Below are 6664 nucleotides of genomic sequence, written 5' to 3' on the forward strand. Positions count from 1 at the left end.
CGAAAACGTCGTGTCATTCAACAACAATGTCGACTGACACGACGTTTTCGCGAGCAAGCCCGCTCCCACATTTAATTGGTGTCAGGCTACCGGAACGATCGGCAGGTCGAGTATCTGCCCCCCGCTGAAGCGAGCGAACGAACCGGAAATGGACTCGTGTGGTACGCCTTTGGCCACGTCACTCACACCGTCCAGTCGTGCCATTTGCTCGGTGCTCAACTGCACATTCAGCGCGCCCAACGTGGCATCCAGTTGCTCGCGTGTGCGGGAACCGAGGATCGGAATCAGTGCCGTGGTCGAGCGTTTGGCCTTTTCCCGCAGCCAGGCGATGGCCACGTGGGTCGGGCTGGCATCGAGTGCTGCGGCGATATCGATCAAGGTATCGAGCAGGGCGGTTTCGCGGGCGCTTTTTTCAGCATGAATCAGCACGCCGAGCTTGTTCGCACGGTTGTCGCCTTCACTGTTGCGATACTTGCCGGTCAGGAAGCCGCCTCCCAGCGGCGACCACAAGGTCGCGGCCAGGCCCAGGGCTTCGGCCATCGGCAGTTGTTCTCGCTCAGCCGTGCGTTCAGCCAGGCTGTACTCGACCTGGATCGCGGCAATCGGCGCAAAACCACGCACCTCGGCCAGCAAGTCGGCGCGGGCGATGCGCCACGCGGGGAAGTTCGACAGCCCGGCGTAATGGATCTTGCCGGCACTGACCAGGTCGTCGAAGCCGCGCAGGATCTCTTCCATGGGCGTGACGCCGTCGCTCATGTGGGCCCAGAACAGGTCGATATGCTCGGTCTTCAGTCGTTTGAGGCTTTCTTCGACGGCGCGCACCATGTTCTTGCGGCTGTTGCCTGTGTGGGAAATGCCGGCCGCCGGGGTAGTCCCGAGGGTGTATTTGGTGGCGATGACCAGGCTATCCCGCTCCGCGTTGATGAATTCGCTGAGCATGGCCTCGGATTGCCCGCCCTGGTAGCCATTGGCGGTATCGATGAAGTTGCCACCGGCTTCGAGGTAGCCATCAAAAATGCGTTTGGCTTCGTCACGCACGGCGCCATGGCCCCAACCGGTACCGAAATTACCGGCACCCAGTGCCAGCTCGGAAACACGCAAGCCGGTTTTACGACCGAAAACTTTGTAGTGCATGGGATGACTCCAGGGAGGTGACGTCAGGGTTTATATAAATGTCGTACGACATGTATTAAATATGATGCTAGTAATATAAATCGTCAAGGTGCTTTTCCCTTTCGCACAAAACCACCGATAACCGGTCGCGTTATCGATGCGCAATGGCATACTGCCGCCCATGACTATCGATTCCCCCTTGAGCGCCTGGCAGCATGCCATTGAACAAAAGGGCTTCGTCCAGGACGAAGCTCAGGAGCATGCCGTGTGGGCGTTGCAAAAATGCCACGAAGCGCTGCACGAAGGCCGCTCGCCCATTTCCGGCGTGTACCTGTGGGGGCCGGTGGGGCGCGGTAAAACCTGGTTGATGGACCAGTTCTATCAAAGCCTGCGAGTACCGGCGCGGCGCCAGCATTTTCATCACTTCATGGGCTGGGTGCATCAGCGCTCGTTTCAACTGACCGGCACCGCCGATCCGCTCAAGGCGTTGGCCCGTGAATTGGCCGAAGAGGTTCGCGTGTTGTGTTTCGACGAGCTGTTCGTCAATGACATCGGCGACGCGATCATTCTCGGGCGCCTGTTCCAGGTGATGTTCGAACAGGGCGTGGTGGTGGTCTGCACGTCCAATCTGCCACCGGACCAGCTGTACGCCGACGGTTTCAATCGCGACCGTTTCCTGCCCGCCATCGCGGCGATCAAGCAACACATGCAGGTGATTGCAGTGGATGGCGGGGAAGATCATCGCCTGCATCCGGGTGCCGGTTCACAACGTTATTGGGTGGCCGAGCCCGGGCAGCCAGATGCGCTCACCGAGGTTTTCTCGGGGTTGGCCGTGAATCAGCCGGTATCGAACGAACCGGTCAAGGTCGGTTACCGTTCCCTCGAGGTGGTCAAGGTCAGCCCGACCGTGCTCTGGACCCGTTACGCCGCGCTGTGCGAGCAACCCTTCGCAGCCATGGATTTCATCGCCCTGTGCGATACCTACAGCGCTATTCTGTTGGGTGACGTACCCAACCTCAGTGCGCAAAAACGCGCCGGGCGCATTGCCCGTGGCACCGAGGACGGTGTCGAGCGGGTGGCAGCGGGGGACCGCGAGCTGCCGCAGTTGTCGGTGCATGACGACGGTGTGCGACGGTTCATTGCCCTGGTGGACGAGTGCTACGACCGCAAGGTGCCGCTGTACCTTGAGGCGCAAGTGCCAATGGCGTCGCTTTACACCGAGGGTTATCTGGAATTCCCGTTCCGCCGCACCCTCAGTCGATTGCAGGAAATGCAACTGCAGCGGTTTGCCGAAGTTTGATCGGGAGCAGCGAACATGAATCAGCCCCTGTCGCACCATTTGCTGACCATGGCTTATCAGAACGCCTGGGCCAATCACCGACTGGCCAAGGCGTGGCGCCAGTTGAGCACCCAGGAACTGACTGCGCCACGGGTCAGCTTCTTCCCGACTATCCGCGCTACCCTCAACCACATCCTTACCTGTGACTGGTTTTATGTGGACGCCCTGGAGCGCGAACTTCGCGGCGACGATCCGCATCCCGATTGCCGTGTGTTTTTCAAGGAAGACGAGCCCTGTCTCATGGCGTGCGACCTCGTTGGCGAGCAGGCCCACGTCGACCGCCGGCTGATCGCCTACTGCGAGCAGATGCGCGACGCCGACCTTGGCAAAATCGTGACCATCGCCCGCGACACCCCGCAACACGACAGTCGTTTGCGCCTGCTGTCCCATTTGTTTGAGCACCAGATCCATCACCGCGGCCAGGTTCACGCCATGCTCAGCGGAACTTCGGTCCGGCCACCGCAGCTCGACGAGTTTTTCTGCGCCGGAGAGTCACACTTGCGGGCCGAGGATTTTGCCGAGCTGGGATGGACCGAAGCCTTGATCTGGGGCGCTTGAGCGCCAAAAGATTTCCTCGGTTGCGATTGTCGTTGGCAGGGTGCTCGCGCTATGGTCAGCGCGCACTTCAGCGTGAAATACATGCTGGGGGCTACTTCATGTGTGATCGAGGATGGAAATGGACTCCGCAGAAATTCTTGTGCTTCAGGCCAGTTACACCAATCCGGTGCATGCCGAGGCTATTTGTCTGGTGTTGAACCACTACGCCGAGGATCCGATGGGGGGTGGTCAGTCGTTGCCAGCCAATGTACTGGAGCAACTCCCGGCAGAGCTTGCCAGGCGTCCCCACGCCTTCAGTGTGCTGGCGTTTGTCGGGGGCGAGCCAGCCGGGCTGGTCAATTGCTTCGAGGGGTTCTCGACCTTTGCCTGCCGGCCGTTGGTCAATGTGCACGATGTGTCGGTGGTGAAAAAATTTCGCGGGTTGGGCTTGAGCCGGAAGATGCTGCAAAAGGTCGAGGACATCGCCCGTCAGCGTGGTTGCTGCAAGCTCACCCTGGAGGTGCTGGAAGGCAATGCCGTGGCGCAGGGCGCTTATGCAAAAGCCGGTTTTGCCGCCGGCATGTTCGATCCGGCCCATGGACGCATGCTGTTCTGGACCAAGAGCCTCTGACTCAACAGGAAAAAAAGGGCGTCCATCAGGACGCCCGAACGATGTTCTCCAACTGTAGAGCCGCAGTCAGAGGTCCATGGATCATTTCGGTCTGTAGGTTTCAGTCATTTGTGCGGTTTGATCGTCGGGTACCCGCAGCTCAGAGCTTTGGATCGGATGGCCCAGGGCTTGTTGCTGGGCCAGTCGCAGACTTTCGTAGTAATAGCGCATGCGTTCGGCTCCACCCTCGGCAAATGCGCTGGCCGAGCCCAGTGCCATCAGGCCGGCGAGGATCGCGGCGGTGCGTTTCATGGTATGCCTCCCACTGAAGTTGTCGGATGCCTTTCGTCCATGAGCCAATGAATCAGTGTCGAAATGGCATTATCCGCCGATTCGGTTAAATGGGAATTAACTTCATCAACGGCTGCCATTTCCGAAGCGAGAAGATGAAAAAGGGGCCGGAAGCGGCCCCTGAAAGGATTACTGCTGAACAATTGCGGGTGGCGTTTTCGGCTTCATCAGGCTGAAGTCGATCAACGCGCGTTGCTCGCGCTCATACGGGTTGCCGATCATCAATGGCCGGGCCTTGAAACTGTCGCTGACCACACTTTTGCTTTGATCGAGTTCGTCGAAGCTCAGGCCTGCCAGATCGGCCCAGGTGTGGATCAGGTGCGAGCTGCTGTAAGGCCGCGAGAGATCACCGGCGAGGTTCCAGTCATGGCTTGCCCGCCATTTCGGCGAAGCCCAGGCCATGAACGGAATGGTGTACATCGGTGCTGTCGGCTTGTTCTCGTTGCGCCCCAGTGTGCTGTGGCCCACGGAATCGAACACGTCTTCGCCATGGTCGGACAGGTACAGCAGGAAGCCGTTCGGATCGGTCCTGGCGTAGTCCTTGATCAGGCTGGACACCACGAAGTCGTTGTACAGCACGGCATTGTCATAGCTGTTGTACGTCGGCAACTGGTCATCGCGAATGCCGGCCGGTACGCCAGTGCGGTCCTGGAACTTGTCGAAGGTCGGCGGGTAGCGGTACTGGTAGCTCATGTGCGTGCCGAGCAAATGCACGACGATGAGCTTGCGCGGTGCCCCGTCGGCCAAGGCCTTGTTGAATGGCTCGATCACGTCGCCATCGTACTGGGCGGCGTTCTGGTTGCGGTTGTTGTTCAGATACACCTGCTGGTCGGCCTGTTCGGAAAAGGTCGTGAGCATGGTGTTGCGCTTGGTCATGGTCTGCTGGTTGGTGATCCAGAAGGTCTTGTAACCGGCCTGTTTCATCATGCTGACCAGCGATGGCGTCGACAGGTACAGGTCCGGGTTTTCTTCGTCGGCGAAGGTCAGGACCTGCTGCAGCGCCTCGATGGTGTAGGGGCGCGGGGTGATGACGTTGTCGAAAACGTCCAGTTGATCCTTGAGCTTGTCCAGTTCCGGCGTGGTTGGCCGGGGATAGCCGTACAGGCTCATGCGCTGACGGTTGGTGGACTCGCCGATCACCAGCACCAGAGTCGCAGGCGTGTTGGCCATGGCATCCTTGAGGTTATGCAGTGGTGGAATCTTGCTGGCGCTTTCCAGCATGTCCTGCATACCGGCCAGGGTTTCCAGGTAACGGTGATAGGCCACGGCCATCTGCCACGGCACCGCAGGTTCGATGCGGGTTTCGAACTTCTCGAACCCGGCCGCGAAACTGCCGGTACGCTGGGTCTGCTTGATCAGCGGATAAGCGACCACGGAGACCAGAATGGCCACTGCTGCCACGATTGCCTTGCCGCGAGGCAGGTACACCGGGCGCAGGCGCGTCCACAGGAACCAGGAGAAAGCGCTGTGGGCCAGGAATGCCGGGACCATCCACCAGGCAAAATACTGGGTCATGTACTCGCCGGCTTCAGCCACGTTCGATTCGAACATGATGAAGATGACGCTCTGGGAAAATTCCTGCTGATAAATGAAGAAATAACCCAGGCTCGCCATGGAGCACGCCCACAGCACGACGCCGATCACTGCGGACATGACACGGGTTTGCCGGGGGAACAGCAACATGGGCGCCAGCCAGATGGCGCTCATGACGAAGGCCTGGCGGAATCCGCTAAAGCCGGAGGTGCCAGTCAGCTGGATCAGTAGTTGGGTAATGCCGGAAAAGTACCAGAAGAAAACAAACAGCCAGACGAATCCGGCCCAATCAAAAGCTGTCGCAGTAGTTTTACTGCGTTCAAACAAGGACATTCAGCGCTCCAGCCGAGAATTCACTACCACCGCCGGGACTTGGGTATCGCGGACGACGAACGATGGCCGCGCGGAATCGGGCGACCTAAACCAGTAATTATTGTGAAACAATTGTGAAAATTATGTGAGGTGCCAGGGAGGGCAGGGCGTGAGCCGGTGCGGAAGCAGTGCAGACTGCTCCCGCTTCAAAGGAGGGAATCAGGCGAGTGGGGCGCGCTGCACCACAGCCAGGGGCTGCACTTGATTGGCTTGCAGCAGCAGCCGCAATTGCGCCAGTTCCTGCTTCAACTGATCGCGTTCGTCCTTCAACTGGCGCAATTCATCGCGACGGATAGTGACGTAAAGGGTTTGTGCTGGCAGTGCGGTATGTACTGTGCCCATTGCTCACCTCGCAAATGGCGTGTCTCAACTGTAGGTACGCCTCGAAATCCGGGGCTGACCTACTATCGGCGCCAATTTTGATTTCTTTTGCCCCCGAAGGGAACTTTTTTATTTTTCATGGTCGTTGTGTCTTCGGTTTGATTCCCGACGTTATCCATCAGGATCGGGCACAATGCCCGGAAACTTCACGCCAACGCTCTGGACTAACCTCATGAGTCGCGTTGGGCTATAACCTTTGACACACTTTAATTTGTAGTAGGGAGCATCAGCACATGCAACTCGGGATTATTGGACTGGGCCGCATGGGCGGCAATATTGCGCGGCGCCTGATGCTCAACGGGCACACCACCGTTGTTTACGATCGCAATACCGCCTTTGTCGAAGCCCTGGCCACAGAGGGCTCCACTGGCGCCGCCGATCTGCCGGCGCTGGTTGCCGGCCTGGCCAGGCCGCGTGCGGTCTGGGTC

At 59.0% G+C, this 6664-nt stretch carries 8 protein-coding genes; 4 read left to right on the forward strand and 4 right to left on the reverse strand.

Annotation, left to right across the window (positions count from 1 at the left end; all coding sequences use genetic code 11):
* Positions 1 to 81 precede the first annotated feature (81 nt).
* Entirely contained in the window at positions 82 to 1134 is a 1053-nt protein-coding gene (locus ACCD00_RS29920) for an aldo/keto reductase (protein WP_413428814.1), read from the reverse strand.
* Positions 1135 to 1294: 160 nt separating this feature from the next.
* Here ACCD00_RS29920 and zapE point away from each other — a divergent pair, with 160 nt between their 5' ends.
* The 3 genes from zapE to ACCD00_RS29935 all read left to right on the forward strand — a co-directional run bounded on the left by zapE (position 1295) and on the right by ACCD00_RS29935 (position 3620).
* Complete coding sequence (gene zapE, locus ACCD00_RS29925) at positions 1295 to 2413, forward strand: cell division protein ZapE (RefSeq protein ID WP_413428815.1); 1119 nt, start codon at positions 1295 to 1297, stop codon at positions 2411 to 2413.
* 15 nt (positions 2414 to 2428) lie between these two features.
* Positions 2429 to 3010, forward strand: a complete 582-nt coding sequence (locus ACCD00_RS29930) for a DinB family protein (RefSeq protein ID WP_413428816.1) — start codon at positions 2429 to 2431, stop codon at positions 3008 to 3010.
* 118 nt (positions 3011 to 3128) lie between these two features.
* Positions 3129 to 3620 carry a GNAT family N-acetyltransferase gene (locus tag ACCD00_RS29935; protein WP_413428817.1) on the forward strand — a complete coding sequence of 164 codons (492 nt, stop codon included), beginning with the start codon at positions 3129 to 3131 and terminating at the stop codon, positions 3618 to 3620.
* A gap of 81 nt (positions 3621 to 3701) precedes the next feature.
* Here the strand turns inward: ACCD00_RS29935 and ACCD00_RS29940 are convergent, their stop codons facing one another.
* The 3 genes from ACCD00_RS29940 to ACCD00_RS29950 all read right to left on the reverse strand — a co-directional run bounded on the left by ACCD00_RS29940 (position 3702) and on the right by ACCD00_RS29950 (position 6197).
* A complete protein-coding gene (locus ACCD00_RS29940) occupies positions 3702 to 3911 on the reverse strand; it encodes a hypothetical protein (protein WP_413428818.1) in 210 nt (69 codons plus the stop codon).
* A 168-nt stretch (positions 3912 to 4079) separates the two neighbouring features.
* Entirely contained in the window at positions 4080 to 5816 is a 1737-nt protein-coding gene (locus tag ACCD00_RS29945) for a phosphoethanolamine transferase CptA (protein WP_413428819.1), read from the reverse strand.
* Positions 5817 to 6014: 198 nt separating this feature from the next.
* The gene (locus tag ACCD00_RS29950; protein ID WP_347906748.1) at positions 6015 to 6197 is read right to left on the reverse strand and encodes a DUF6026 family protein; all 183 of its coding nucleotides are present in this window, start codon (positions 6195 to 6197) and stop codon (positions 6015 to 6017) included.
* 248 nt (positions 6198 to 6445) lie between these two features.
* Between ACCD00_RS29950 and ACCD00_RS29955 the strand changes: the two genes are divergently transcribed.
* Positions 6446 to 6664, forward strand: a 219-nt coding sequence (locus ACCD00_RS29955; RefSeq protein WP_413428820.1) for an NAD(P)-binding domain-containing protein, incomplete at its 3' end; no start/stop codon positions are given.

It is taken from the genome of Pseudomonas sp. Pseusp3 (assembly GCF_047304225.1).
GTDB lineage: Bacteria > Pseudomonadota > Gammaproteobacteria > Pseudomonadales > Pseudomonadaceae > Aquipseudomonas > Aquipseudomonas fluorescens_CD.

Coding starts and splice junctions, on each gene's coding strand:
- ACCD00_RS29920 (WP_413428814.1), bottom strand. CDS start 1,134: ATGCACTACAAAGTTTTCGGTCGTAAAACCGGCTTGCGTGTTTCCGAG.
- zapE (WP_413428815.1), top strand. CDS start 1,295: ATGACTATCGATTCCCCCTTGAGCGCCTGGCAGCATGCCATTGAACAA.
- ACCD00_RS29930 (WP_413428816.1), top strand. CDS start 2,429: ATGAATCAGCCCCTGTCGCACCATTTGCTGACCATGGCTTATCAGAAC.
- ACCD00_RS29935 (WP_413428817.1), top strand. CDS start 3,129: ATGGACTCCGCAGAAATTCTTGTGCTTCAGGCCAGTTACACCAATCCG.
- ACCD00_RS29940 (WP_413428818.1), bottom strand. CDS start 3,911: ATGAAACGCACCGCCGCGATCCTCGCCGGCCTGATGGCACTGGGCTCG.
- ACCD00_RS29945 (WP_413428819.1), bottom strand. CDS start 5,816: ATGTCCTTGTTTGAACGCAGTAAAACTACTGCGACAGCTTTTGATTGG.
- ACCD00_RS29950 (WP_347906748.1), bottom strand. CDS start 6,197: ATGGGCACAGTACATACCGCACTGCCAGCACAAACCCTTTACGTCACT.